22 protein-coding genes are annotated in these 25,999 nt (G+C 31.3%); 5 read left to right on the top strand and 17 right to left on the bottom strand.

The window, feature by feature from the left end; translation table 11 throughout:
• Window positions 1-25: 25 nt before the first annotated feature.
• From gyrA to lepA, 4 genes are all read right to left on the bottom strand, one after another.
• Window positions 26-2,593, bottom strand: a complete 2,568-nt coding sequence (gyrA, locus tag BGS43_RS01135) for a DNA gyrase subunit A (protein ID WP_025399017.1) — start codon at window positions 2,591-2,593, stop codon at window positions 26-28.
• Window positions 2,594-2,632: 39 nt separating this feature from the next.
• Window positions 2,633-3,208, bottom strand: coding sequence for a phosphoribosyltransferase family protein (locus BGS43_RS01130; RefSeq protein ID WP_002779063.1), 576 nt, complete (start codon window positions 3,206-3,208; stop codon window positions 2,633-2,635).
• Complete coding sequence (gene mapA, locus BGS43_RS01125) at window positions 3,205-3,849, bottom strand: outer membrane lipoprotein MapA (protein WP_042963496.1); 645 nt, start codon at window positions 3,847-3,849, stop codon at window positions 3,205-3,207. The genes BGS43_RS01130 and mapA overlap by 4 nt, the downstream gene beginning before the upstream one ends.
• A 76-nt stretch (window positions 3,850-3,925) precedes the next feature.
• On the bottom strand, window positions 3,926-5,722 hold the full coding sequence (gene lepA / locus BGS43_RS01120; RefSeq protein ID WP_002837927.1) for a translation elongation factor 4: 1,797 nt from the start codon (window positions 5,720-5,722) through the stop codon (window positions 3,926-3,928).
• A 126-nt stretch (window positions 5,723-5,848) separates the two neighbouring features.
• On the opposite strand from lepA, the gene cmeD reads away from it, so the two are divergent.
• From cmeD to cmeF, 3 genes are read left to right on the top strand one after another with little or no spacing between them, the layout of a single operon-like run.
• The gene (gene cmeD, locus BGS43_RS01115; protein ID WP_057033122.1) at window positions 5,849-7,123 is read left to right on the top strand and encodes a multidrug efflux RND transporter outer membrane subunit CmeD; all 1,275 of its coding nucleotides are present in this window, start codon (window positions 5,849-5,851) and stop codon (window positions 7,121-7,123) included.
• On the top strand, window positions 7,120-7,860 hold the full coding sequence (gene cmeE, locus BGS43_RS01110; protein WP_002797145.1) for a multidrug efflux RND transporter periplasmic adaptor subunit CmeE: 741 nt from the start codon (window positions 7,120-7,122) through the stop codon (window positions 7,858-7,860). Before cmeD ends, cmeE begins: the two co-directional genes overlap by 4 nt.
• A 2-nt stretch (window positions 7,861-7,862) precedes the next feature.
• The gene (gene cmeF, locus BGS43_RS01105) at window positions 7,863-10,880 is read left to right on the top strand and encodes a multidrug efflux RND transporter permease subunit CmeF (protein ID WP_057040493.1); all 3,018 of its coding nucleotides are present in this window, start codon (window positions 7,863-7,865) and stop codon (window positions 10,878-10,880) included.
• A 23-nt stretch (window positions 10,881-10,903) separates the two neighbouring features.
• Here the strand turns inward: cmeF and BGS43_RS01100 are convergent, their stop codons facing one another.
• Genes BGS43_RS01100 through BGS43_RS01085 form a run of 4 tightly spaced genes read right to left on the bottom strand, consistent with a single transcriptional unit; the run spans window position 10,904 to window position 14,109 of the window.
• Window positions 10,904-11,710: an adenylosuccinate lyase gene (locus BGS43_RS01100; protein WP_002852998.1), complete on the bottom strand. Its 807-nt coding sequence runs from the start codon at window positions 11,708-11,710 to the stop codon at window positions 10,904-10,906.
• A 1-nt stretch (window position 11,711) separates the two neighbouring features.
• The gene (locus BGS43_RS01095; protein WP_002779070.1) at window positions 11,712-12,431 is read right to left on the bottom strand and encodes an arginyltransferase; all 720 of its coding nucleotides are present in this window, start codon (window positions 12,429-12,431) and stop codon (window positions 11,712-11,714) included.
• Entirely contained in the window at window positions 12,431-12,667 is a 237-nt protein-coding gene (locus BGS43_RS01090; RefSeq protein ID WP_002790188.1) for a hypothetical protein, read from the bottom strand. The genes BGS43_RS01095 and BGS43_RS01090 overlap by 1 nt, the downstream gene beginning before the upstream one ends.
• Window positions 12,667-14,109 (bottom strand): acetyl-CoA carboxylase subunit A, encoded by a 1,443-nt coding sequence (locus BGS43_RS01085; protein ID WP_002779072.1) that lies wholly within the window; start codon window positions 14,107-14,109, stop codon window positions 12,667-12,669. Before BGS43_RS01085 ends, BGS43_RS01090 begins: the two co-directional genes overlap by 1 nt.
• A 135-nt stretch (window positions 14,110-14,244) precedes the next feature.
• Between BGS43_RS01085 and ftsW the strand changes: the two genes are divergently transcribed.
• Window positions 14,245-15,408 carry a putative lipid II flippase FtsW gene (gene ftsW, locus BGS43_RS01080; RefSeq protein WP_002779074.1) on the top strand — a complete coding sequence of 388 codons (1,164 nt, stop codon included), beginning with the start codon at window positions 14,245-14,247 and terminating at the stop codon, window positions 15,406-15,408.
• Window positions 15,405-16,421 carry an undecaprenyldiphospho-muramoylpentapeptide beta-N-acetylglucosaminyltransferase gene (gene murG / locus BGS43_RS01075; RefSeq protein ID WP_002780313.1) on the top strand — a complete coding sequence of 339 codons (1,017 nt, stop codon included), beginning with the start codon at window positions 15,405-15,407 and terminating at the stop codon, window positions 16,419-16,421. The genes ftsW and murG overlap by 4 nt, the downstream gene beginning before the upstream one ends.
• Here the strand turns inward: murG and BGS43_RS01070 are convergent.
• The 9 genes from BGS43_RS01070 to BGS43_RS01030 all read right to left on the bottom strand — a co-directional run bounded on the left by BGS43_RS01070 (window position 16,414) and on the right by BGS43_RS01030 (window position 25,994).
• A complete protein-coding gene (locus BGS43_RS01070; protein ID WP_002788057.1) occupies window positions 16,414-17,574 on the bottom strand; it encodes an MFS transporter in 1,161 nt (386 codons plus the stop codon). The genes murG and BGS43_RS01070 overlap by 8 nt on opposite strands.
• A 7-nt stretch (window positions 17,575-17,581) precedes the next feature.
• On the bottom strand, window positions 17,582-18,436 hold the full coding sequence (locus tag BGS43_RS01065) for a YncE family protein (protein WP_002790183.1): 855 nt from the start codon (window positions 18,434-18,436) through the stop codon (window positions 17,582-17,584).
• Between the two features lie 62 nt (window positions 18,437-18,498).
• Window positions 18,499-19,389: a helix-turn-helix domain-containing protein gene (locus BGS43_RS01060; protein WP_002790180.1), complete on the bottom strand. Its 891-nt coding sequence runs from the start codon at window positions 19,387-19,389 to the stop codon at window positions 18,499-18,501.
• A gap of 14 nt (window positions 19,390-19,403) precedes the next feature.
• Complete coding sequence (locus tag BGS43_RS01055; protein WP_096568494.1) at window positions 19,404-20,009, bottom strand: thiamine phosphate synthase; 606 nt, start codon at window positions 20,007-20,009, stop codon at window positions 19,404-19,406.
• Window positions 19,999-21,144 (bottom strand): 2-iminoacetate synthase ThiH, encoded by a 1,146-nt coding sequence (gene thiH / locus BGS43_RS01050; RefSeq protein WP_096568491.1) that lies wholly within the window; start codon window positions 21,142-21,144, stop codon window positions 19,999-20,001. Before thiH ends, BGS43_RS01055 begins: the two co-directional genes overlap by 11 nt.
• A 2-nt stretch (window positions 21,145-21,146) precedes the next feature.
• Window positions 21,147-21,923, bottom strand: a complete 777-nt coding sequence (locus BGS43_RS01045; RefSeq protein ID WP_002780301.1) for a thiazole synthase — start codon at window positions 21,921-21,923, stop codon at window positions 21,147-21,149.
• Between the two features lie 3 nt (window positions 21,924-21,926).
• Window positions 21,927-22,730, bottom strand: a complete 804-nt coding sequence (thiF, locus tag BGS43_RS01040) for a thiamine biosynthesis protein ThiF (RefSeq protein WP_096568488.1) — start codon at window positions 22,728-22,730, stop codon at window positions 21,927-21,929.
• Window positions 22,727-22,918, bottom strand: a complete 192-nt coding sequence (thiS, locus tag BGS43_RS01035) for a sulfur carrier protein ThiS (protein ID WP_002780297.1) — start codon at window positions 22,916-22,918, stop codon at window positions 22,727-22,729. Before thiS ends, thiF begins: the two co-directional genes overlap by 4 nt.
• On the bottom strand, window positions 22,908-25,994 hold the full coding sequence (locus BGS43_RS01030; RefSeq protein WP_096568485.1) for a type ISP restriction/modification enzyme: 3,087 nt from the start codon (window positions 25,992-25,994) through the stop codon (window positions 22,908-22,910). The genes thiS and BGS43_RS01030 overlap by 11 nt, the downstream gene beginning before the upstream one ends.
• Window positions 25,995-25,999: the final 5 nt, after the last annotated feature.

Below are 25,999 nucleotides of genomic sequence, written 5' to 3'. Positions count from 1 at the left end.
AAAAGCGTTCCAACTCAAATAACTATTATAAATTTAAATCTAAGTTTTCATCGCTTATTTCATCCTCAAGCTCTTCTTTAGGACATTTAGCGATGCTAACCACCTCGTCATTTTCAACATTAACCACAATAACACCACTGGTATTACGCCCCGCTTTTCTAATGCTTTGCATATCAACGCGTATCATTTTACCACTGCTTGTTAGTGCCATTAAATCCATACTTTCATCTACAATTACAACGCTAATAAGCTCTTTGGTTTTATCGGTTAACTTCATACAAATGACACCTTTTCCGCCTCTGCTTTGAAGTCTATATTCTCCCGCATTTGTTCGCTTTCCTATACCCTTAGCGCTGATACTTAAAATCTCTTGCTCATCATTTTCTATAACAACAGCACCTACTAATTCGTCATTTTTCTCTTTAAACTTAATAGCTGTTACCCCACGACTTACGCGACCAATCTCACGCACTTTTGCAAGAGGAAATTTAATACACATACCCTTTTTAGTCACTGCAAAGAGCATTTTACCCTTAAAGGATTCAATTAAATTTTCATCAGAGTTTGTATTTTCATCATTAAGACTGTCATCATCTAAAAGTCCTGTTTCTTCATTCTCATCTCTTTGAACGATAATAGCAGTAACTAATTCATCATTTTCATCTAAGTTAATCGCTTTTACACCCACACTTCTGATATTTTGATATTCACTTAAATTGGTGCGTTTTACTATACCATTTTTAGTAAAGAAACATAAGGATTTGTTTTCATCAAAATCAGTAGTCGGAATGATAGCCATGATTTTTTCATCAGCTTGTAAATTAATCAAATTAACAACCGCTTTTCCTTTAGCTGTTCTTGAGCCTTCAGGTATCTTATAAACTTTCAACCAATAAAGCTGTCCTCTATCAGTAACAAACATTAATGTATCATGAGTATTAGCAGTAAAGAAACTTTCGATAAAATCATCATCATAAGTCGTTACAGCAAGCTTGCCTTTTCCACCGCGTTTTTGTTTTTCGTATTGTTTACTTGGCACTCTTTTAATGTATCCACGATGAGTAATGGTTACAACCATATTTTCATTAGGAATCAAATCTTCAATATCAATATCATCATAATCATCTTCTATTTGCGTAATACGCGGCACATCAAATTTGCTTTTTATCTCTTTTAATTCATCGCGGATAAGATTTTCTAGCAAAGTTTCACTTTTTAAAATCTCATCAAGTCTTGCGATTTCTTTCATAAGCTCTGCAAGTTCATTTTCAATTTTTTCTCTTTCAAGTCCTGTTAAACGGCCGAGTTTCATATCTAAAATCGCATTAGCTTGAAGCTCGGTAAGTCCAAATTTAGCTACCAAAGAATCTCTTGCTGTAGTATTATCAGGACTATTTTTAATCAAAGCTATAACTTCATCAATATTATCTAAAGCTATTTTTAAACCTTCTAAAATGTGAGCTCTTGCTCTTGCTTTTTGAAGTTCAAAAATTGTTCGTCTGATAATCACTGTTTTTCTATGGTTTAAGAAAAGATTTAAAAGTTCAATTAAAGAAAAGATTTTTGGCTCTTTGTTGTGAATAGCAAGCATAATCACACCAAAAGTACTTTCCATTGTAGTAGATTTAAAAAGATTATTAAGCACTATCTCACTCATCGCCTCACGCTTGAGTTCGATTACAACACGAATTCCTTCTCTATCACTCTCATCTCTAACTTCTGAAATTCCTTCGATTTGCTTTTCTTTTACAAGCTCTGCAATTTGCTCTATGAGTCTTGCTTTATTAGTCTGATATGGAAGTTCATCTATAACGATAATGTCTTTATTGGATTTTTTTTCTATGTGAGTTTTAGCTCTTATTTTTACTCTACCACGCCCTGTGCGATAAGCTTCGATAATGCCTTTTTTGCCATAAATTATCCCACCCGTTGGGAAATCAGGACCTTTGATAAATTGCATCAAATCTTCTAAACTAGCATCCTTATGATCAAGCAAATACAAAAGTCCATCTACAAGCTCGTTAAGACTATGCGGAGGAATATTTGTCGCCATACCTACAGCAATACCACTAGAGCCATTTAATAATAAATTTGGCACCCTAGCAGGTAAAACATCGGGCTCACTCATAGAATCATCGTAGTTTGGAACAAAATCTACCGTATCTTTATCTATATCGCGTAAAAGCTCTTCTGCTAAAATTGTCATTCTAGCTTCAGTATAACGCATTGCAGCAGCGCCATCACCATCGATAGAACCAAAGTTTCCTTGTCCATCGATACTTGGATAACGCATAGAGAAATCTTGTGCCATTCTTACTAAGGCATCGTAAACAGCAATATCGCCATGTGGATGATACTTACCGATAACATCCCCTACTATACGAGCAGATTTTTTATATGCACTTCTACTTCCTACGCCAAGATCATTCATAGCATAAAGTATTCTTCTGTGAACAGGCTTTAAGCCATCTCTAGCATCAGGAAGTGCACGACCGATAATAACGCTCATAGAATAATCTAAATAACTACTTTTAATAGAATTTTCTATATCTATAAGTTCAATATCAGAATCTTTATTAAAAATATTCTCCATCAATTTTCCTTCGCAATTTCAAACTACTATTATAGCATATTAAACTTTTGCATCAGCTAAAACAACCGCAAAAAGAACAGAAATTTTATTTTTTTCTAAAAATTGCTTAGCTTCAAGCAAACTAGAACCCGAAGATACAATATCATCTACCAAAATTACAGGATTGTTAATTTTTTTTAAAAGTTTAAATTTTCTTTTATTGTCTTGTCTAAATTTTAAACTTTTTCCAGAATATTTTAGATGATTTTGTGCATGTAAGGCACCAAATATAGGCTTAATAAATTCTGTCTTTAAATATTTTGCTAAGATGGCCGAATGAGAATAAAGTAAATTTTCAACTCTATCATCTAAAGGAATAACATTAATTTGCTCATTTACAGAAAAAAAATTTTTAAATTTAAAAAAACTTAATTTTGCCAAGAAATGAAATACAAAATAACCATAAAATTTATGTTTAGCGTGCAAAAGATGTTTAATCTCATGATATTTATAAAAAGAATAAACTTTAAAATCTTTTTCAAGTTCTCTTACGCCTAAAGAAAATTCCGATAATTCTTCAGCGCAATGATGACAAAAACAAAGCAGAGTAAAAACTCCGCAATTTAAACATTTCAAAGCTCTGAGATTATGCTTGCTGCTTTATTTGCCATCTGTTTAATCAGTAAATGTGTGTAAAAACTGATATCTTTTAAATTTTCAAAACCTTGAACATCTTGTTTGGTGCGTAAAGTGAATTTTTTATTTTTATTAATATCACTCAAGCTTAATACTCCAACAAGTCTTGAATGAAGTCCTAGACTATCTTGTTTTGCACTATAACCCGTAAAAGCAAGATCAATTTTAGTTACATAAGGTGAATTGGCTTTATTATCATCAAGGACGATAATACCTCTTGCTTCAAGCTCTTGTTTTAAATAAACATAAAAAATAGCATTAAAATCAAGATTTACAAATAATTTTTGCCCATTGGCATTAAACACTTTTTGCTCTTCTTTTAAATCATAAAATCTATGCAAGTAGACTTTTTTGAGAGCCACACCCGTATCTAAAGTTCTTTTATTTGCACAACATTGTATCCCAATATCGCTAACATATAAAAGCCCTTTAATCTTTGCTTCAAAACCACCAGGACTTTCACAAGAACTGCATTGAGAATTTTTAGAAATTTGATTAACTTGAGCAAAAGTATCTTGTTTAGTTGCACAAGCACTCAAAAATAAAATAGGTACTATAAAAATCAAAAATTTTTTAAACATTTTTTCTCCTTAGAAAATTATTTTAAAATTGTATTAAAAATACAAGCAAATTTCAAGCCAAGTTTTAAATTTATCATCAATCTATCTTTAAAACACTCAAAAAAGCCTCTTGAGGTAAATTTACCTTACCTATAGCTTTCATTCTTTTTTTACCTTCTTTTTGCTTTTCTAAAAGCTTTCTTTTTCTAGTAATATCCCCACCATAACATTTTGCTGTCACATTTTTACCCATGGATTTAACAGTTTCTCTTGCGATGATTTTATTTCCAATACTTGCTTGAATGGCCACTTCAAAAAGCTGTCTAGGAACTATTTCTTTCATAGCACTAACAAGTTCTCTTCCTTTACTTTGCGCTTTTTCATTAGGCACGATAATGCTTAGCGCATCAACATTTTCACCCGCTACCTTAATATCAAGTTTTACCAAATCCCCTACTCTAAATTCTATAGGCTCATAATCAAAACTCGCATAACCTTTTGTTAAGGACTTTAATTTATCATAAAAATCCATCACAATCTCATTTAAAGGCACATCATATTCTAGCAAAACACGCTCAGGTGTGATATAGTCCATTTTAACCTGTACTCCTCTTTTGCGATTTAAAAGAGTGATTAAATTCCCTAAAAATTCACTTGGAGTAATGATAGTAGCTTTAACATAAGGCTCTTTTATATGATCGATTTTATTAACAGGAGGAAGCTCGCTAGGATTTTGAATTTTAATAAGCTCTCCATCGGTTTGATAAATTTCATAAGTCACAGTTGGAGCTGTAGCAATCAAATCAAGATTAAATTCTCTCTCAAGCCTTTCTTTGATAACTTCCATATGTAAAAGCCCTAAAAATCCTACCCTAAAACCAAAGCCTAAGGCCAAAGAAGTTTCAGGCTCATAAGTAATAGAACTATCATTAAGCTTTAATTTATCCAAAGCATCTCTTAAGTCTTCAAATTTATCCGTTTCTATAGGATAAAGTCCCGCAAACACAAAAGCTTTAGCCTTTTCAAAACCACCTATGGCTTCTTTAGCTTTGTTTTTTACTAAGGTGATAGTATCGCCTACTTGTACATCACCTACGGTTTTAAGCCCTAAAACCACCACACCTACTTCGCCTGATTGTAAAGATTGAGTTTTAATTGGACTTAAAGGGTGGGGATAAAAAAGATCTTGAACTATATGTTTTTTATCCGTACTCATGACTAAAACTTCATCGTTTTTAGCAATACTTCCTTCATAAATCCTAACCAAAGCCAAAGCACCCAAATAATTATCAAACCAAGAATCATAAATTAAAGCCTTAGTAGGAGCTTCATCATCTGTTTTTGGTGCAGGGATTTTAGTAATAATTGTTTCTATAAGCTCTTTTATACCCACTCCTGTTTTTGCACTCACGCAAATTGCATCTTTGCAATCTATACCTATAATATGCTCGATTTCATGCTTTACTTTCTCAACATCAGCATTAGGTAAATCGATTTTATTAATCACAGGAATGATTTCAAGATTATTTTCAAGCGCTATATAAACATTAGCTATAGTCTGTGCTTCAACACCTTGAGAAGCATCTACTACAAGCAAAGCTCCTTCACAACTTGCCAAAGAACGACTCACTTCATAAGAAAAATCCACATGGCCAGGAGTATCAATAAGATTTAAAACAAAATTTTCATTATTAAATTTATAATTTAAACGCACTGATTGTGCTTTTATGGTGATACCACGCTCTTTTTCTATATCCATAGTATCCATAACTTGTGAACTCATCTGCCTATCGCTAATAGCACCACACTCGCTAATAATCCTATCTGCAAGAGTAGATTTTCCATGATCTATATGAGCTATAATAGAAAAATTTCTAATATTTTTTACCGACAAAATTTCATCCTAAATATAAAATTTTAAAGCTAGGATTTTAACAAAATTTATGTTTAAAACAAATAAATTTTATTTTATATAAAAAATTTCAATTGAAATTTATATAAAACATATTAAAATATCAAAATGTTTGAAAAATATTTAAAATCAGCTATATTTTTAGCTCTTTATCCCTTAGCAATGTTAGCTTCTAATTTGCACGAATTTATAGCACTAAGTCAAAATAATGAATCCTATCTCATTAAGCAAATGCAAAGCGAACAAGCAAATTTAGACAAAGAACAAGCTTTTAAAAATTACCTACCCTCTCTTAGTCTAAACTCAGCTTATGTAGCCAACAATAAAGATCGCTTCATTATCGATCCACAAGAAAGTTTATTTGCTAAAGTTTCTCTTAATTTTTTGCTTTTTGATGGGGGTGCTAGAGAGGCCAGCTTAAGAGCTTTAGAAAGCAGAGAAAAATTAAGCCTTTTAGACAAAGAACAAAATAAAAATTACCTTGCCCTAAATGCAATCACACTTTATTTTAACACCTTAAGTCTTGAAAAAATTTTACTAGCCAATCAACAAAAAGTATCTTTTTTAAAATCAACTTTTGAAAGATTACAAAAATTTTACGACGCAGGACTTAGCCCTAAAGATGAACTTGAAAGCATTAAGGCTAAATACCATTTAAGCTTATTAGAGCTCAGTCAAAATGAATTAAAACTTGCTAATATACAAAAAGAGATTAAAATTTTAAGCGATACAGATTTTAAAGTGCAAGGGAATGCTTTTTTAGAAAATCCGCAACAAGAAAAAAGTCAAAACTATGAAGTAATGATAGCTAAAGAACAAATCAATCTTGCTAGAGAAAGTGTAAATTTAGCAAAAGCTGAATATTTTCCAAAATTTTATATTCAAGATAATTTTAACTTTTATAAAAACAATTATAATCCAAAAGTTCCAGCTCCTTTTGCAAATTTAGCGGATCAATTCTTAGAAAAATATTCTCAAGGTAATCAATTTATTTTAGGCATGGAATGGAAAATTTTTGATTTCAATGCAAGAGCTAAAGAAGTTGAAAAAGAGCGTTTAAATGTTCAAATCGCTAATGCCAATGCAAGATTTAGCGAGAGAAAAAATAAAGAAGAATTAAATTATTTAGACAAAAGTTTAAAAGTTTTACAAGAACAAATTTTAGCTCTTAATCTTAGCTTAAATGCTGCAAATTTAGCTTTTGAAAGTGTAGATAAAAAATACCAAGCAGGACTTGTTTCTTATGTAGAATATCTTCAAGCTTTAGAGGTTAAATTTAAAGCACAAAGCGATTTAGAGCTTGCTAAAAATGAATTTGAAATTACTAAAGCAAATTATTATTTTAATGCGGGTATAGATCTTAATTCAAAGGTTAAAGAATGAAAAAAATTCTATTTTTACTTCTTGTTTTTAATTGCGCCTTTGGCGAAGAAATTTACGCAAGTTTCAATGTAGAAGCATCAAAACAAAGCAAACTTGCCCTTGAAAGCATAGGTTTGGTTCAAAAAATTCCTGTAGAAATTGGACAAAAAGTCAGCAAAGGAGAACTTTTACTTGCTCTTGATCAAGAAAGTGAAAAAATAGCTCTTCAAAATGCTCAAAATTCTTATCAACTTGCCCTTGTAGAATACGAAAATACCAAAAGTAGGATGCAAAAAATCAAAGCTGTAGAAAATGTTATAGACAAACAAAGCTATGAAGATATGAAAGCTAAGTTTGATGCTGCTAATTTAAATTTAAACAAAGCAAAAATCAATATAGCTTATTATAAAAATATCATGGCAAAAAAAGAATTACGCGCACCTTACGATGCTATTATCGCAAACAAATTTATACAAGTGGGCGAAGGAGTAGGAGGAGTAGCTCAACCTTTAATAGAAATTTTTTCCTATCCACAAAGCAAACTGATTTTAAGTTTTGATGAAAAATATAAAGATAAAGTTAGATTAGGCGATGATTTCTTTTATAAAATCGATCAAAATGGTACAGAATTGAAAGGAAAAATCAGCCTTATTTATCCAAGTATAGAAGTAAAAACAAGAAAAATTTATGCTGAAGTGCAAACCACAAATCTAACACCAGGGCTTTTTGGTGAAGGTAGAATCATCACTAAAGATTAAAAATGTTTAAACTAGCTATAAACCGACCTATTACCGTGCTAATGTTTTTCTTAGCTCTTATGATTTTTGGGCTAATCTCTGCTTTTAGCATGAGTGTAAATTTATTTCCTAATGTTTCCATACCTCTTATAAAAATCACAAGCAAGATAAATGGGGATTTAAATTTCGTAGAATCAAAAGTCACTAAAGAAATAGAAAATGCTTTAAGTGAAATCGATGGAGTAAAGACCATAACCTCAGCTGCATATGATAATTTTAGTGTAAGTGTAGTCGAGTTTAAACTGGGTAAAAATCTTGAAGTAGCTGCCAATGATGTGCGTGATAAAATAGGAACTTTAAGTCTACCTTCTAAGCCTGAAATTGAAAAAATCAGTTCAGATTCTGGTTCTGCTATTTCACTTTTTCTATATTCTAAAGATAAATTACAACTCATGCGTGAAATCAATGACAAAATAAAACCTTTTTTGCAAAGAGTTGAAGGAGTAGGTAAAATCGAAGCTAAGGGGTTTTTAGAACCCCAAATTCGCATAGAATTAAAACCAAACGAACTTAGAAAATACAATCTTAACGCCCTTGATGTAGCAAATATCATCAAAAGTCAAAATTTTAAACAAGCCCTAGGCGAACTTAACAACAATCAAGATAACTATATCATCAAAGGCTATTTTGAAGCCACAAATTTAGAAGAACTTAGCAATCTTCGCATAAAAACAGGAGTATTTTTAAGTGATATTGCTAATATTTCAAGCCTTTATGAAGATAAAAAACAAAGTGCTTTATACGAAGGTAAAGAAGGGGTGCTTTTAGAACTCGGAAAAATCACAAATTATAACACCCTTGAAATGATTAAAAATGTCAAAAATGCCTTGCCTATTTTAGAAAAACAAATTCCAAAAGATATAAGCATTAATGTGCTTTATGATAAAAGCTTAAATATCCACAAGCACCTTTCTCAAGTGATTTTTGATATGGTTTTGGGGATTTTTCTAACCCTTGTTATCGTGTTTTTATTTTTAAGAAATTTAAGTGCAACTCTCATTGCTTGCATAGCTATACCTACTTCTATCATTTCAACTTTTTTTATTATCGATCTTTTAGGCTATGATTTAAACCGCTTAACTTTTATAGCTTTAACCTTAAGCATAGGAATTTTTATCGATGATGCTATAGTAGTGATTGAAAATATTGCTAAAAAACTAAAAACTTATCCGCCTTTACAAGCTGCTTTTTTAGGTATCAATGAAATAGGTTTTAGCGTTTTAAGCATAAGTATAGTTTTACTTTGTGTTTTTATCCCTATTTCTTATATGAACTCTATATCAGGGCTTTTTTTCAATGCCTTAGGCATAAGCGTTGCAAGCGGGATAGTTATAAGCTTTTTGGTTTCTGTATTTTTAATACCTAGTATTGGGGCAAGATTTTTAAATCCAAAAGAAAACAAGTTTTATGAAAAAACAGAAGCTTTTTTTGAAAAAATAGAGCAAAAGTATGAAAATTTACTCTATAAAATTTTACAAAATAAAGTAAAATTTATCCTAGCCACTCTTGTTTTTATAGGGTTTTCTTTTGCTTTAGCCACTCGCATAGGGCTTGATTTTTTACCTATGGAAGATGATAGTGAAATTCAAGTTTTGCTTGAAAGCAAAAAGGATTTAAGTTTAGAAGCCATGAAAGAAAAAAGTTTAAATTTGCTTGAAAAAATCAAAAATGATAGCAATGTCAAATACGCTTTTTTACTTGTAGGCTATGATGATGCCAAAGATGCTACAAAGGCTAAAATTTATGTTAAACTTAAAAATTTAGACGAAAGAAATTTAAGACAAAGTGCCATAGTAAGTTTATATCGTCAAAAATTTCAAGATGAAAGTTTAAAAATCAAAATTTTAGAACTTCCAAAGATAGAGGGTGCAGGCATTGATGATCCCGTGCAATTTTTAATTTTAGGAGATGATTTAAACACTCTAAAAGAAGCTGCTTCTCAGGCAAAAGAAATTTTAGGTACTAATGCACGCATTGTAGATATAAGTGATAATGCTAATGCTACAAAAGATGAAGTAGCCTTACACATCAACAAAGAAAAAGCCAAACTTTTAGATGTCAATCCTCAATATATCGCTGGGGTTTTAGGGTATTCTTTCTCGCAACTTAGCGTAGGAAGCATGGATAGAGGCAATTCAAAAGATGATATTATCCTAAGTTTTGCTCCAGAATTTAAAAAAGACATAGAAGCTTTAAAGCGCATTAGCATTAAAAACAACCAAGGTATAAATTTAGAACTTTCAAGCGTGGTGGATTTTATATACAGTAAAGATTTAAAAACTATCAATCGTTACAATAAAAACCGCTCTGTGAAAATCACAGCTGGAGTGAATGATCTTTCCTTAGGAGCGGTGCAAAAACTTTTACTAGATAATATGGATAAAATTTTAAATAACAATCCAAGTCTTAGCTATGCTTTTTCAGGCTTTATCAATCTTTTAGGTGAAACCGTGCAAGGTTTTGCTATGGCAGTAGCACTTGCTTTTGTTTTAATTTATCTTGTTTTAGCCGCACTTTATGAAAGTTTTATTCTGCCTTTAATCATCATGATAACCATGCCTTTAGCCTTTGGCGGAGCTTCTATAGGGCTTTTTATCACAGGGTATAATTTTTCACTTTTTGTACTTATTGCCATCATCTTACTTTTTGGTATGGTGGGGAAAAATGCTATTTTACTCGTAGATGTAGCTAATAAAAAATGCCATGAAGGTTTAGATCCCGATAAAGCTCTTTTAATCGCTGGAAAATCGCGCTTAAGGGCTATATTGATGACAACTTTTGCTATGATTTTTGCTATGCTCCCACTTGCTCTTTCAAGGGGTGCGGGCTATGAAGCTAATTCTCCTATGGCAATAGCCATTATCTTTGGACTTATAAGTTCGACTTTGCTTACCTTACTCGTAATACCTGCACTTTTTAAATTTTGTTTTAAACTAGATAGCAAATTAAGAAAAATTTATGAGAGAGAAAAATTAAATTAACCAAAATGATTAATTTAATTTTTTTAAGTATTATTCTTATAAAGTGCTTTTAAGTTATCATAGGCGATTTGTATTTTTTCAAACTGTTCTCTTGCGTAAGCTTTTTCTATTGCACTTTTTCCTTGATGAAAATCAGGATGATAAAGTTTTACCAAAATCAAATATTTTTGTCTGATTTCACTAAGATCATTTTGCGGAGTGCATTCTAAAGTATTAAAATAATTACTAAAAAGCTTAGCTAAAGCATTAAATTTCCATTTCATATTTTCTTTATTGTGAATATTTTGGCGAAATTTTTTATACTCTTCGCGGTCAACTTCAAAATTCACGCAATATTTTAAATGCTCGCTCTCATCTGCAAAAGCTTCAAAAAGTTCAAGGGTATTCTCGTTTTTATATTCTAAAATTAGAATATTTGTCATTTCATTATATTCTATATTATGATCTTGAAAATAATTTCTTATATAAGTAATAAATAATTTTTCATTAGAGCTTAACTTCATCAAAATTCTACCCGCAACAAAATCAATCTTGATAAACAACATAGGCTTAAGCATATTATTTTGCTCAAAAATCAATCTAAAAGTTTTAAAATGAGCATCTTGTAAATTCTCTATACCTTCATTTGTGCTTTTACGATATTTTTGATCTAAAACTTTTAAGAAATAACGGCGCTGTGGAATTTCATTTTCTTCAAAAAAAGAAAAAATTTTATTTTTTCGTCCTATGACCTTTGTGAAATTTTTGGTAATTAAGTCTTTAAAATACTGAAATACGCTAATATCATCGGTATTAACATTGATAGTCTCTAAAGTTTGCACGATCTGCATCTCATCTCTCCCATAAAATCTCATTCTCAAAAAGCTCTTTTGTGCCTTTTAAAATTTCATTGGGTGTATAATCGGCTTTATACGATAAAGATTGACACTTTTTTACAAAATATCCCAAATAAATATATTTTAATTTTTCTTTTTTGGCTATCTTTATTTCGCTAAGTAAAGAAAATTTACCCAAAGAAAGATGAGAAAAATCTGGATCATAAAAGCAATAAATACTAGAAATTCCATCTTCAAGCCAATCGATTAAATCCACACAAACAAGCTTATCCTCCACATAAAAAGCAAGCTCATAGCCAAAATTCATAAATCCATCAACATAAAGATTGTAATATTGTCTGAAATTTAAATCATATCTTTTCCAAGTTTTTTTCTCCTCCATAAAGCGGTGATATTTATCATATAAAAACAAATGTTCATTACTTAGTAAAGGTTTTCTTAATATGATTTTGGTATTTGTGTTTTTATTGATCACTCTTCTTTCGCTGCGCGAAAATTGATATTCATCTACTAAAATTCTAAGGCTTAAACATTCTTTGCAATCCTTGCAAATAGGACGAGAAAAATACCTACCAAAACGACGCCAGCCACGCCTGATAAGCTCGCTATTAATTTCCTTAGAGCAATTTTCTATATATTTGTACTCTATCCTAGAACGCCTATCTTTTAGATAAGGACATTCGTCTTCAAGAGTACAAAAACCAATTTCTAGCATTAAATTTTCTTAATATCTGCATTTTTAATAAATTCCAAAAACTCATCCTGTAATTTTTCTTGTTTTAAGAAAACCTCTTGCATTTCTTTATCTAAGTTCATTTCTGGTGGCTGTGTTTTTATCTCTTTATTAAAATGCTTCATATCCTTTTTATTTGAGTTTTTAAGGTTCTTTTGTTCCTTAGAATGAGTTTGCATTTCTTTTTTTATGCTCTTAAGACTATCAAAAAAATCCATTATTCTCTACTTTCGCGTATTTTCTTTAAAGTAGCTGCGATTGCAGCGATAACTTCTTCTTTATTATCTTGATGACGATCTTCGGTATTTTCTAATAATTCTTGCATATGAGTTTCTATGAAAGAAGTGTCAAAATACCCTCTTCTAAATTCTCTTGTTTTAGTAATCGCGATCAAAAATGGTATAGTTGTTCTAATATCTATGGTAAATTCTTTCAAAGCTCTTTCAAGTTTATTAACCGCTAAATCATAACTTGTAGCTTTTATGATTAATTTTGCAAGCATAGAATCATAATAAGGAGGCACGGTATAATCTTTATAAATATGACTGTCCACCCTTACAGATGGCCCAAGTGCTGGGTAATACTCCCCTATCTTACCTGGACTTGGAATGAAATTTTTCCATACATTTTCAGCCGTAATCCTTGCTTCTATAGCAAAGCCTCTTGGCTTGATATCACTTTGTTCTAGATCTAAGATTTCCCCACCTGCGATACGAATTTGACGCACGATTAAATCCACTCCTGTGATTTCTTCAGTTACAGGGTGCTCTACTTGAATTCTTGTATTCATTTCCATAAAATAAAAACGGTTATAATCATCAAGCAAAAATTCTATCGTTCCTGCATTAGTATATCCAACAGCCTTAGCAGCAGCCACAGCAGTAACACCCATAGTTTTTCTTAGATTGTCTGAAATTCCAGGACAAGGTGCGATTTCAATCACTTTTTGATGTCTTCTTTGGATAGAACAATCCCTTTCGCAAAGATGGATAATATTTCCATAATTATCCCCTAGAATTTGAAATTCTATATGGCGGGGATTGACTACATATTTTTCCATAAAGACTTCATCATTATTAAAATAAGTCAATGCTTCTCTTTTACAAGAATCAAAAGCATTTTCTAATTCTTCTTCTTTATGAACGACGCGAATTCCTCGTCCGCCACCACCTCCTGAAGCCTTTAAAATCACAGGATAGCCTATTTTTTCTGCAAATACTTTGATTTCATCCATACTATAAGCATTTAATTTTTCTGTTCCTGGAACGATAGGAATCCCATTTTGAGCCATTAATTTACGAGCTATGTTTTTATTTCCCATTTTGTGGATAACTTCAGATTTTGGACCTATAAAAATAATTCCTGCTTCCTCACAAGCTTTAGCAAAATCATAATTTTCACTTAAAAATCCATAACCAGGATGTATAGCATCAGCCCCGCAAGCTTTAGCAATTTCTATAATTCTTCCTACATCCAAATAACCCCTTATAGCATCTGTGCCTATGCGATAAGCTTCATCGGCAATTTTTACATGCAAACACTCACGATCAGGTTCTGTAAAAACCGCAACACTTTTAATATGTAAATCCCTACAAGCACGGATTACACGGACAGCTATTTCAGCACGATTTGCTATAAGAATCTTATGAATTTGTACCATAATTTGCCTTTATAAATTTTATTTACATATCTCATATTCTAGCAAAATATCCTTACAAAAACTTAGCAAAAAATTTAATTTATTTTAGTTATAATAAACTTTTAAATTATTCCGAAAGAAAAATTACAATTTTACATGATTGCCGATAAAAAATTATTTTATTTAAGTTGCATTTTAATAAGCATAGGTATAGTATTTTCATATTCTCTTACTGTTTTTACTGTGCTTTTTTTTGATTATAATGAATTTCACTTTTTTATACGCCAACTCTTTTTTGGGCTTAGCGGTATATTAATCATGTTCTTTATTTCTCGTCTTGATCCTGATAAAATACTTGCTAAAAGAATTATCCTAGCCATACTTATAGGCTCTTTTATATGTATTATTATCCTGCCTTTTTTACCCTCTGCTTTGGCGACTGCTAGTGGAGGCGCAAAGCGTTGGATTCGCTTAGGACCTCTTTCTATTTCACCTGTGGAATTTTTTAAAATAGGACTGATTTATTTTTTAGCTTGGAGTTATACAAGACGCATTGATGATAGCAAAAAAGCGATTAAGCATGAAGCTTTAATTCTCTTGCCTTATTGTATTTTAGCTTCTATCGTGATAGGCTATATTTACATCACACAAAATGATTTAGGGCAAAGCGTTATTTCTTTCTTTTTAATTTTAGCTCTAGCTTTTTTTGCAGGTGCTAGCAAAAGACTTTTTGCCTTTGGAATTTTAATCATTATGATGATAGGAATCATGGTAATTTTTAGCAATCAAAGGCGTATCCAAAGGATAGCTTCTTGGTGGGGAAATATACAAGATGCTTTCTTGCCTATGCTTCCTGATTGGATGGCAGATGCTTTAAGGGTAAGTGGCAATAGCGAGCCTTATCAAATTTCACACTCCTTAAATGCCATAGCTCATGGAGGGTTATTTGGTGAAGGACTTGGGCTAGGTACTTTTAAACTTGGTTTTTTAAGTGAGGTGCATACTGACTTCGTTCTTTCAGGTATCACAGAAGAGATAGGACTTTTTGGCTTGGGGCTTATTTGTTTTATTTATCTTTGGATGATTTTAAGAATTTTTAGAATTGCAGGAAGATGTGAAGAAAAACAAGATTTTATATTTTGTTCAGGCATTGCTTTGCTTTTACTCTTTTCATTCTTTATGAATGCCTTTGGTATCATTTCTCTTACACCTTTAAAAGGGGTTGCAGTACCTCTTTTAAGCTATGGGGGAAGTTCAATGTGGGCAATTTGTATAGGAATTGGATATGTTTTAATGATTTCAAAAAAGGTTAAATTATGACAATAGTTCTAACAGGTGGCGGAACGGGTGGGCACCTAGCCATTGTGCGATGTTTACTAGAAAGTGCGATTAAAAAAAATATAGAGTGTGTTTATATAGGAAGTCAAAATGGTCAAGATAGAGCTTGGTTTGAAAGCGAAACTCGTTTTAAAGCGAAATTCTTTTTAAGTTCTCGTGGGGTTGTCAATCAAAACAAACTTGGAAAAATCAATTCCTTACTCCACACATTCAAGCTTAGTAAAGAATGTAAGCAAATCTTTAAAGATTATGATATCAAAGCGGTTTTTAGCGTAGGAGGATACAGTGCTGCTCCTGCTTCTTTTGCTGCTTTGTTTTCACACTTGCCTTTATTTATTCACGAGCAAAATTCAAAAAGCGGTTCTTTAAATAAACTTTTAAAGCCTTTTGCTAAGCAATTTTATAGTGCTTTTGAAAAAGAAATCGTACCCTACCCTGTGGCAGATAAATTTTTTGAAAAAGCAAGAATTCGCAAAGAATTAAAAAATATCATTTTTCTAGGCGGATCCCAAGGAGCTAAATTTATAAACGACTTAGCCTTAAACCTAGCTCCAGAACTTCAAAAAAAAGGCATTAATATCATTCATCAATGTGGAAAAAACGAGCTTGAAAAGTATCAACAAGCTTATAAAGACTTAAATATACAAGCTGATGTATTTGACTTTAGTCCCCATTTAGAAGAAAAAATGCAAAATGCAGATTTAGCTATTTCACGAGCGGGTGCAAGCACACTTTTTGAACTTTGTGCCAATACTCTACCAAGTATTTTCATACCCTACCCTCACGCTGCTAAAAATCATCAGTATTTTAATGCTAAATTTTTACAAGATAAAGCTTTATGTCAAATTTTTATGCAAAATAACACCTATCCTGATGAAATTTTAAAAGCTATATTCAAGCTAAATTTAGAAGATATTTCTACAAGGCTTAAAGATATGGCACAAAAAAATGGTGCAGATATTTTGCTTGAAAAGGCATTAAAGCTTATCAAATAACTTTGCTTTTATAGGCTAAATATCCAAAAATATTAACAAGTATGCCCACGATAAAAAGTATACAAATAGAGCTTGTAAAATTTCCAAACATATCATGGAAAAATCCTATGATCCATTGCCCTTGCGCTGCGATTAAATATCCAAACCCTTGAGCAAAAGCCGAAAGTCTTGCAGCTATTTTTGCATTAGAACTTTTTTGAGCGATAAAAAGCAAAGCGATGCCAAAAACACCACCCCAAGGAAACCCCACAATAAATGCAGCAAGCATAATCATAAACCGAGTATCAAATGCAAGTAAAATTCCAAAAGATACCGCATACATCGCGCACAATATAGCTATATAAGGCGTATGTAAACTCTTTTTAAGTTTTCCTAAAAGCAAGGGACCAAAAAGAGAGATTGGAGCGGCTACAAGTTGAGAAAAAAGTACCATATTGGTTGCAAAATCTTTATCATAGCCTTTTTCTACGATTATTTGCACATACCAAAAAAACAAAGAATAAGCCAAAAAACTTTGAAAACCCATAAAAAGAGTGATTTTCCAAGTGGTTGGATTTTTTAAAAGATTGATTTTTTTACTCTCTTTTTTCTTGGTACGAAAAAAGCGGCCATTTTTAGCTTGGGGATAATAAATCATTAAAGCAATAAAAGAAAAAACCGACCAAAAAACCATAGCACCCGCTAAATCAAATATATTTAACAAAGGCATAGATAAAGCAATTCCTGCTATAGAAGAAATGCTTAAAACAAGACTATAAATTCCCATCATACTTGCCATTTTTTTAGGAAATTTTTCCTTAATAAAACTTGGCAATAACACATTGGCAATAGCTATACCACAACCTATACCAAGCATTCCTAAAAATAAACCATAAACACCTAAATAAGAACGAATAAGTTCTGCGATAAAAATAAGAAAAATTCCAACAATAATCGCACGAATAGGAGAAAAATAACCCACTATAAAAGAAATGCTACCAAAAGCTATCAAAGGAAGGCTAGTAAGCACACCTGCAAGAGTGGAATTAAGATTATACTCATCTTGGATAATATCGATCATGGGTCCTATCGCAGTAATAGGAGCTCTAAGGTTAAATGCTACAATTATGACAATGGCAACATTTAACCAAAAAATTTTTTTAAAAGAAAGCATTAAATCCTTAGTTTTTAAGTTCTACTTTAAGTATTTTACCTTCTACCATCTTAGGAATCCATAAAGTATCACCCTCTATAAAGATATCTGCAGGACCTTTGATAGAAGGTAAGTCAAGTTTTAATACTTTATCATCTTCTAAGCGATAAATCACCCCGTTTAAATTTTCACCCCAAGAGCTTACAAGTAAGGCATTTTCATAAGGAACGATTCCATCATAAGCTTCTTTTTCATTTTTAATCACGCTTAGTTTTTTATCTTTTAAATCATAACTCATCACAACACCGCCACTAGCACCATCTGGATGATATCCTGCTATAAAAAGCTTATCATTTTTTCCATCTAAATAAAGTCCATTAGGACCGCCAAATTTAGCGATATCAAGTTTTAAAAACTCATCATATTTTTTCGCTTTTAAATCTACTTTTAAAACAAGTCCTGTGCCTGTATCACTTACTAAAAGCGTATCGTCATTTAATTTTTCGATAGCATTTAGAAAAATTGCACCCTTTATAGGCAAATTAAACACTTCTTTTTTGCTTTTTAAATCAAAACCACGCACCACATCAATATCCACCACATAAAGCGTATTTGCAACTTCCATCATACCTTTTGGGGCATTTAGATTGCTTATAAATTTATGCTCAAGCACTTTACCATTTTTATCAAGCTTAGAGATAAAACCATCATTATCTTTTGCCAAAGGCTCAAGTTTTTCACCTACATTAGATACATACACAGAATTTTTATCTACAAAAATACTTTCAGGGCTTTTAAAGCCATCAAATTCTTGATATTTCAACTCGCTTGCTCCGAGTAAACTTGCTCCAACAAGTGCTAAGCTTAAAACATATTTTTTCATACTTTTCTCCTTTTGTTAAAAATATTTATGCTGATTATATTGATTTAGATAGAAAAAGTGTGCTAGTTTTTTGATAAAAAATACAAGTTTTTTGATTTTTGATATTGCTTAGGGGTTTGATTGTATTTTTCTTTAAATCTCTCGATAAACCAAGCCACTGAAGAAAAAGCACATTCATTAGCTATTTCATTTACATTTTTTTTAGAAAATTCAAGCAAAACTTTAGCCTTTTGCAATCTTTTTTCATCTAGCCATTTTTTAGGACTTTGCCCAAAACATTTTTTAAATTCTCTAGAAAAAGTAGCAAAATCAAGCTTTGCAAATTTAGCCATTTCGCTCACATTTATAAATTCTCTCCCACAATACTCAAAAAGCTGCGAAAGATCCAAGCGAAATTCCTTTAAAATTCCAGCTAAAAAGCCTATAAAATGAGTATTTTTATTTAAAAGCAAATGCAAAAAAATCTCTTCAAATTTAAGACTGACTATGGGATCTAAAATTTGTGTATTCTCATCAAAATGCGGGGTAAAACTTTCTAAAATTCCTTGTAAAATTTTATCATTTTTTACCCAAAAAATTTCACTCTCCTCGCTTGCTTGTTCTAGTTTAAAAAGATCTTTATACTTATAAATAAGCTCGATTAAAAAAGCATTATCAAAGAAAAACAAATAAGCTTCATAAACACCGCTACTAAGTCCTACATTGCTTAAAGTATAATTTCCCGCTTTTAAAAATAAGGTTTCATAAGAGTCGATTTTATAGTCTTTTGATGCCGTATGTAAAATTTTATATCCTTTTCTTACAAAGGTTAAAAGATGGCTGCCTACATTGACAAAAGAAGAGTGTGAGGCGCTTACTTGGGTATATTTTGCAAAAGTACAGGATTTAAAATTTTTATAATCCACACCTTTTAATTGTTTTAAATCTTGTGGTAAAGAAAGAATTTGCTCCATTGTTTCACTCTTCATCAAAGCAAGTTTCTTTTACATTCTGCAAGATATTTTTTCACATCTTTTTCGCGCATTAAAACCTCACGCATACAAACACCAGCTACATTGATATCTTTAAAGCTTGCAATATTTTGCACATTAATCCCGCCTATAGCATAAAGTGGAATTTGGCTAAATTCAAGCAAGGATTTTAAAAAATCAAGCCCTTTAGGTTCTAAACCCATCTTGCAAGAACTTTCAAAAATATGACCTACAAAAGCATAATTTACCCCATAATTCATCGCCTCTAAAAGCTCTTCTTTACTATGCACTGAAGTGCCTATCATATGAAAATACTTACTCATCTTTGGCTCTTGCCTTAACAAAGCAAGTGGCATATGAAAATAGCGATGTCCTAACTTTAAACACTCTCTATCAAAAAAATGCAAAAAACAAGTTGTTTTATGTTTAGCACAAATAGCTAAAACCTCTTTAGCCAAATCATAATACTCAAATTCACTCAAATCCTTCTCTCTAAGCACAAAAGCGTCTATGCCTGATTTAGCAAGCTTTTCTACTTGTTTTAGAAAGTCTATCTCGACACATTTTCTATCGCTTATAGCAATGATTTTTTTATCCCACATAAATACTATCGCTCATCACAGCTTGTAAATTTGAGTTTTTAAGCATAGTTAAAATTTCATCCACGCCTCGTTCATCTGAAATTTCAAATTGTCCATCACCTTTTTTCTCACCCTTATGCTCTCCTATACCCACGCTTACCCCTGCACTCATTTTTGTCGCTCCAAGTTTTACAACCTCATCTCTAAATCCTACCCTTTCACGACTTGATATAGTAATACCTGCAAAAGGTAAAAAAAGTCTATAAGCACAAAGTACTTGCAAGAGGCGTTTTTCGCTTACATCTTTAGGGTGAATTTTAGCATTATTGATAATAGGTCTTAAACGAGGTACTGAAATAGAAATTTCAGCATGCGGATAAGCCTTTTGTAAAAAGTACGCATGAAGAGCTGTTGCAAGTGCATCTTTTCTAAAATCATCAATCCCCAAAAGTGCTGCAAAAGCTACTCCTCGCATACCCGCTCTTAAGGCTCTTTCTTGCCCATTAAAACGATAAGGAAAAATACGCTTTTCACCCCCTAAATGAATTTTAGAATACTTTAAAGGATTGTAGGTTTCTTGAAAAATGGTTACATAATCACAGCCATTTTCATGCAAAATTTTATACTCATCCTCATTCATAGGATAAATTTCAACACCTACAACCTTAAAATACTGCCTAGCTATCTTGCAAGCCTTTGCGATGTATTCTACGCTTGCAAACTCTCTTCCTTCGCCTGTTAGCATTAAAATTTCTTGCAATCCTGTTTTAGCAATAGCTTGCATTTCTTCATGAATTTCATCTTCGCTAAGCTTAGCTCTTGCGATTTTATTTCCTTTTTGAAAACCGCAATAAACGCATTTAGAATTACAATAATTTGACAAGTAAAGTGGAGTAAAAAGCGAGATAGAATTTCCAAAATATTTTTGCTTGGTTTTAGCCGACTTAAAAGCTAATTCTTCTATAAAATCTTCAGCTGCACTTGAAAGCAAGGCTTTTAAATTCTCAATACTCAAATGTGTAGCATTTAAAGCCTCTTGCACTTCTTTAGTACTGTATTTTGTTTCATCATAATTTTGAATTTCATCTAAAACCTTAGATAAAATATCACTCTTTAACTCTTGCATATGGGGTAAATACTGCATATAATCTTGCATGATCAATCCCTTAAAAAGCCTGTTAATGGAGAACTAGCCTTAGCCTCGCTCACGCTTGCTAAACCTGCTAGATAACCCGCTCTTCCAGCCTGTATAGCCAAGGAAAATGCTTTTGCCATCAAAGCGATATCCTTTGCTTCAGCTATAGCTGTATTTGCCATCACTGCACTTACTCCCATTTGCATAGCCTCGCACGCTTGTGCAGGAGTTCCAATACCTGCATCTACAATGATAGGCAAATCGATCTCATTAAGTAAAATTTGTATAAATTCCTTAGCACACAAGCCTTTATTGCTCCCAATAGGTGCTGCTAAAGGCATGATAGCTGCAGCCCCTGCATCACGCATAGCTCTAGCTGCATAAAGATCAGCATGCATATAAGGCAAAGGGGTAAAGCCTTCTTTTGCTAAAAGTTCACAAGCCTTAATGGTTTCATAATTATCGGGCAACAAATACTTACTATCGCCTATAACCTCTATCTTTATAAGCTCTCCACAGCCAAGCTCTCTAGAAAGTCTTGCGATACGCAAAGCTTCATCAGCATTTCTAGCTCCTGAAGTATTAGGCAAGAGGGTTATATTTTTAGGGATATAATCAAGTATATTAGCAATCTCACCCGTATTTGCACGGCGCAAAGCTAGTGTAATGATCTCTGCTTTGGCTTCTTCTATGGCTGATTTTATAAGCTCTAAAGAATACTTGCCCGATCCTAAAATAAATCTTGATTTAAATTCATATTTTCCTATTTTTAAGCTATCATTTTTTAAATTTTCTTGCATTTTTTACTCCTTATCTGCTAAAAGCTCCAAGACAAGATTGCTTTGATGTCCAGCGCAAATATTTACACGCGGTGCCATAAGCCCATTTCCTACTTTAGCACCATTTACCAAATCCCCACATACATAGAAATTTTTAGCAATTTTTCTTGTTTGTATACTATTGCTATCGCCATATCCTGCAAGTCCTGAAGCACAGATTAAAGTAGTGTCTTTATAAAATCTATGAAAATTTTGTGCTATCATAGCCTTTGCAAGCGCGCTATCAAATGCCTCACAGACTATATCTATACCTTTAAATAAATCAGGCAAATTCTCTTCATCGATTTTTAAAGTGCAAATTTCAGTTTTGATATAAGGATTTATTTCACTGATTTGCTCTTTTAAAGCTTCGGTTTTAAATTTCCCCAAATCACTTACGCGGTAAGCTTGGCGATTGAGATTGCTAGGCTCAACCACATCAAAATCAATCAGCTTTAAATACCCCACACCGCTTCTTGCTAAATTTATCGCTATATGTGAGCCAAGCCCACCTAAACCACAAACCGCTACGCTCGAAATCTTAAGCTTATCGTGAAGTTTTGGCGTATGTCTTGCCCTCATCATCACATCTAAGGCATCTTTTGGAGGTAGGGCATTTCTTTCTATACAAAAAAGCTCATCGTTTTCGTGAATTTTTATATTTTCTTTCGTTGCAAAACCATTGATAATCCACACATCATTTTCATTTTTACTTACACTTTTGAAAAAATCCAAACTGGTGCTCAATTTTGTATCTAGTTCCTTGCCATTAAATTTAATTCTCATCAGCCACCTCCTACAAAACTTACAATTTCAGCTTTATCGTTTTCTTTTAAGATCAAATTTTCAAATTCGCTCTTAGGTATAATCTCTCCATTTAATTCTAAGGCGATAAGTTCGATTTTAAAACCCTTTTCTTTGATAAAATCCATAAATTTAAGCTCTTTAAGCTCAAATTTTTCTCCGTTAATAATCATTTAATTCCTTTTGTAAATTTATAGTTTCTTTTATAACTTTACACATTTTTAGCAAATGCTCTAGTTCTTCTTTGGAGCATTCATAATCATTGCGATATTTTAACCATTGTTTTATGACTTGATAACCGCCTATAGTAAATTGCCAAATTTCAGCACTTATAGGACTTATGGCCAAATCTTCATTTAAGATAATTTTATTATCTATGAAGCGATCTTTTTCTTGATATTTTTCTATCTTAAAATTTGCCTTTTTATCTTCTTTTAAAAAGATAAAATCAATCTCATCTTTCAAATCTCTTTTAAACAAGTGAAGTTCTACAAGTTTTTTACCTAAAGTAGCAAAATCATCAAAAGTCTTTTGTTCTACTTCGAAATTAATCCTAGCAAAGCCTGTTTTTAAATACTCTAGGTATTTTTCTCTATATCTTGGATTGTATAAATTTGCATAGATAAAATACAAAATTTCCTCAGGACTTTTGTCTTTTAAGATCTTGTGATTTTCTTTGTAGGCTAGAAATTCGCTTGTGAAATTTGGAATTTTTTCATTATTAACATAAAGATAGAGTGGGGCTGTAAAACTTCTAAATCCAAAAAAATTTCCATCCGTTATATTGCTACAAACAATTGAATGAGAAAAATAATCATGAATTGATGATTCTATAAAACAAAGTCCTAAATTTTCCTTATCTAAAAAATGTTGCATGGTTTTATATCTAGGGCGTCCTAAAAATCCTTGTTTCTCTGAATAAAAAGTCCATTGAATGTCAAAAGGTCTATAATGTATTTTACTAATAAAACCTGTATTATTTTCATATTGAGTTAAAGTATTCAAAATTATAGAATTATCTAAATTATATTTTTTTACATTTTCTTCTTTTGTTAAATTTTTAAAATCCTTTAAAACATTTTCCATGCTTTGCTTATTTAGCTGTATGGCTATATTATCTTTTTCAGTTTGAATTCCACTACTATAATTTAAAAATATAGACTTTTTATCCTCTGCCTTATCGCTTGCTAACGCCCAAAAATTTTCATATTCTTTATTTTTAAATTCTCTTTTGATAAACCAAAAATAAGGCTCATCTAAGCTCAATTCTTCCCATTTGATAGCATTTAAACTCTTTTGTCTTACATCATCCAAAAGAGCAAATTTTTCCTTTCTTGAAAAAATATTATTATCACCTGTAGAGTAGTAAAATACCTTAGCACCATTACTTGGTTCATCTTTATACTTTACAAACAAACTTATACAAACACCTACTTTTATATCAAAAACATTTTCATCATTCTTAGCGTCTTTATCACTTCCATGTAAATTCAGTATATAAATTTCATCAAAACTTTTATACAAGCTTTCTCTCATTTTTCTATGAGTTTTTCCATTTATAAAAGAGTTATTTGTGATAAAACCTAAAAGTCCTTTTTTTTCTTCAAATAAATCTTTTTTGTTTTGCTCTAGCAATTTCCACTGTGCAAAACGCATAAATTTAATATAATCATCATTTAAAGGTTGTATATTTTTGTCATTTAAGCCTTGTTTGTAAATTTTTAAAAGCTCTAGTATATCTTCGCCTTTGTTTTTGCTTTTTGCGTTATAAGGAGGATTTCCTAAAATAACAAGCAAATCTTGACTGTGTTTAACATCTCTTGCTTTTTTCCACTCTGTATCTAAATTTTCCAAAGGCATAAACATATCAAAATTTGCAATTTTTTCTAAGTCCAAAGTATTGTTAAGAAAAATTTGAAAATCAGCGTCACTAAAATTTACAAAGCCATTTTTTCTTAAAATTTGTCCTAGTTTTAACCTTGCTACAATATAAGGCACAAAAGAAAGCTCAAAACCATAAATATCTTTTAAAAATTTATTTTTTATGGCTTCATTTTTAAAAACTTCACTTTCTTTGGAAATAATTTTTTCAAAAACACTAGCTAAGAAGCTTCCTGTGCCTGTAGCAAAATCAAGTACTTTTACGCCTTGGTCATTAAAACCTTTATTTTTATTCAATTTAGTTTTTAAAAGTTCATCAAGAGAAGAAACTATCATATCCACAATACTTTTTGGAGTGTAAAAAACACCCCCTTCTTTGCGTTTTTGCGTAGCTCTCAAATCATCATAAGCCTTTAAAAAATCTTCATACAAATATATACTTACACTTTCTAAATCTTGATTTAAAATTTTACAAAGTGCAATTTTATCTATCAATGATAAAGTTTTTTTGATATTTTCTAAAGTATATTTGATATCTTGCGGAAGAGAAAAAGAAGGTATGGCAAAATACACAAATTCACTTAAAGTTCTAAAAGTGCTTGGTAAAAATGAAATGAAATTTTCTATGGGGATTTTTTCTAAGTCATAATCATCATTTTCTATGTAAGAAACAAAAATTCCATATACTATAGCTTGAGCTAAAATATCGCAAAATTCTTCATCTTTTAAATCTATCTTTTCTATATTTTTAAAGGTATCTTTTGTTTTTCGAAAAAATCTTTTAAAAGAAGAATTTGCATCACTTTCATCAAAAGAAATTTTTAAAGCATTGCTTAAATAAAAACTTTGCGTACTTAAAACTTTTACTAATTCTTGTTTTGATTTTATGGTGGTGCTATTATCGTCAAAATAAGCTTTAAGAAGATTTCTAAATATGCTTATGTTTTCTTCTTTTAAATCAAGCTTATCATCTAGCAAATCAATATCAAAAACAACTTTTTCAAAAGAAAAAAGTATAAAGCGTTTATAGTTTGTAAAGATGATATTGGGTGAAATTTGCAAGTATTTGCTAAGTTGTTTTCCTTTTAAATGTAAATTTAAATCTACATCTAAATTTTTACACTCTATAAAGCCTACAAGATGATTATAGCTTAACTCTTTTTCTTTATCTATAAGTTTATAAGTTTTAAAATCAGGTCTTATAGAGCCTTGCCCTTTTTCACTTTTTGGCTCATGAATAATTTTAACTTCTTTAGGTTTTAATTCGTTGAGTAAATTTTCAAAACAAGTTCTAAAGCTATGCTCATTATAATTTTTTCCTTCAAAAATCGCTTGAATTTCGCTTGTATATTTTTTAAATATATCCATAACTT

Origin of the sequence: Campylobacter sp. 110 (genome assembly GCF_002383965.1) — a bacterium.
Lineage (GTDB): Bacteria > Campylobacterota > Campylobacteria > Campylobacterales > Campylobacteraceae > Campylobacter_D > Campylobacter_D coli.
This window is presented reverse-complemented; position numbering and strand designations above follow the sequence as displayed.

Coding starts and splice junctions, on each gene's coding strand:
- gyrA (WP_025399017.1), bottom strand. CDS start 2,593: ATGGAGAATATTTTTAATAAAGATTCTGATATTGAACTTATAGATATA.
- mapA (WP_042963496.1), bottom strand. CDS start 3,849: ATGTTTAAAAAATTTTTGATTTTTATAGTACCTATTTTATTTTTGAGT.
- cmeD (WP_057033122.1), top strand. CDS start 5,849: ATGTTTGAAAAATATTTAAAATCAGCTATATTTTTAGCTCTTTATCCC.
- cmeE (WP_002797145.1), top strand. CDS start 7,120: ATGAAAAAAATTCTATTTTTACTTCTTGTTTTTAATTGCGCCTTTGGC.
- cmeF (WP_057040493.1), top strand. CDS start 7,863: ATGTTTAAACTAGCTATAAACCGACCTATTACCGTGCTAATGTTTTTC.
- BGS43_RS01100 (WP_002852998.1), bottom strand. CDS start 11,710: ATGCAGATCGTGCAAACTTTAGAGACTATCAATGTTAATACCGATGAT.
- BGS43_RS01095 (WP_002779070.1), bottom strand. CDS start 12,431: ATGCTAGAAATTGGTTTTTGTACTCTTGAAGACGAATGTCCTTATCTA.
- BGS43_RS01090 (WP_002790188.1), bottom strand. CDS start 12,667: ATGGATTTTTTTGATAGTCTTAAGAGCATAAAAAAAGAAATGCAAACT.
- BGS43_RS01085 (WP_002779072.1), bottom strand. CDS start 14,109: ATGGTACAAATTCATAAGATTCTTATAGCAAATCGTGCTGAAATAGCT.
- ftsW (WP_002779074.1), top strand. CDS start 14,245: ATGATTGCCGATAAAAAATTATTTTATTTAAGTTGCATTTTAATAAGC.
- murG (WP_002780313.1), top strand. CDS start 15,405: ATGACAATAGTTCTAACAGGTGGCGGAACGGGTGGGCACCTAGCCATT.
- BGS43_RS01070 (WP_002788057.1), bottom strand. CDS start 17,574: ATGCTTTCTTTTAAAAAAATTTTTTGGTTAAATGTTGCCATTGTCATA.
- BGS43_RS01065 (WP_002790183.1), bottom strand. CDS start 18,436: ATGAAAAAATATGTTTTAAGCTTAGCACTTGTTGGAGCAAGTTTACTC.
- BGS43_RS01060 (WP_002790180.1), bottom strand. CDS start 19,389: ATGGAGCAAATTCTTTCTTTACCACAAGATTTAAAACAATTAAAAGGT.
- BGS43_RS01055 (WP_096568494.1), bottom strand. CDS start 20,009: ATGTGGGATAAAAAAATCATTGCTATAAGCGATAGAAAATGTGTCGAG.
- thiH (WP_096568491.1), bottom strand. CDS start 21,144: ATGCAAGATTATATGCAGTATTTACCCCATATGCAAGAGTTAAAGAGT.
- BGS43_RS01045 (WP_002780301.1), bottom strand. CDS start 21,923: ATGCAAGAAAATTTAAAAAATGATAGCTTAAAAATAGGAAAATATGAA.
- thiS (WP_002780297.1), bottom strand. CDS start 22,918: ATGATTATTAACGGAGAAAAATTTGAGCTTAAAGAGCTTAAATTTATG.
- BGS43_RS01030 (WP_096568485.1), bottom strand. CDS start 25,994: ATGGATATATTTAAAAAATATACAAGCGAAATTCAAGCGATTTTTGAA.